General features: G+C 35.8%; 1 protein-coding gene. It reads right to left on the bottom strand.

The genetic code is table 11. The features are described 5' to 3' along the window. Positions 1-103: 103 nt before the first annotated feature. Positions 104-559: a RidA family protein gene (locus tag IC221_RS29270; RefSeq protein WP_188172325.1), complete on the bottom strand. Its 456-nt coding sequence runs from the start codon at positions 557-559 to the stop codon at positions 104-106. Positions 560-799 lie beyond the last annotated feature (240 nt).

The raw sequence follows: 799 nt of genomic DNA, 5'->3' as shown, positions 1-799 counted from the left end.
TCTAAAAACAGCTTAATTTAGCATCCTTATATTTATACTTTTACCATTCGCAAATTTTTGGTGAGCGAAAGGTCAGTGAAATAATTAAAACGCCTTCATACTTTTATTTCAGAGTGAATGATGCAGTAAGCCCAACACTAAAGTTTCGAGGTAACTTATCAACACCAAAAATGGCTCTAGAGTGTTCTCCTTTTTGATCAAGAACTTTCACGAAAAGGTCAGAGGCACCATTGACAACAATAGGGGAGTCGTCCCAATCTTCTCCTGATTGAAAATAAGCGTCAATATGATTGAGTCCAACTACTTGATCAATCCCTACTTTTTCTTCTATCTGAGCAATTACGTTCAACGCACACATTTCCATGGCTTTGTAGCCTTCTTCTGTAGAGATATTTTCTCCGAACCTACCTTGGTATTGGAAGGCTTCATTCCAAATTGGAAATTGAATAGCAATGTAGGCTATATTTTCTCTAATATTAACGGATTTATAGCTTCCTCCTGGGGTAGAGGCGTTAGGAAGTTCATAACCGAGTTCTAGTAGTTTTTCTTGAAGAGTCATTGAGATAAAGTTTGTTTCGTTGTGAAATAATTAGAGGAAAGGTAGTAAAATATTGACCTCAAATCCTAGCTTTTACTTCGTTTATTAGGTGCCTTTTAAACCATATTATCGTCAACTTTCAATCGACCTTGTTACAAGATTTTATAGCAGCTACTTTCAGGCCTCCTTCTTCTTCATTTTTGTCTTAACACAAAAACGAAGCAAAAAAGTCAAGGCTTTGAAGTCAAAAGCTAAATTTCA

It is taken from the genome of Flammeovirga sp. EKP202, assembly GCF_014534745.1.
Taxonomy (GTDB): Bacteria; Bacteroidota; Bacteroidia; order Cytophagales; family Flammeovirgaceae; genus Flammeovirga.
This window is presented reverse-complemented; position numbering and strand designations above follow the sequence as displayed.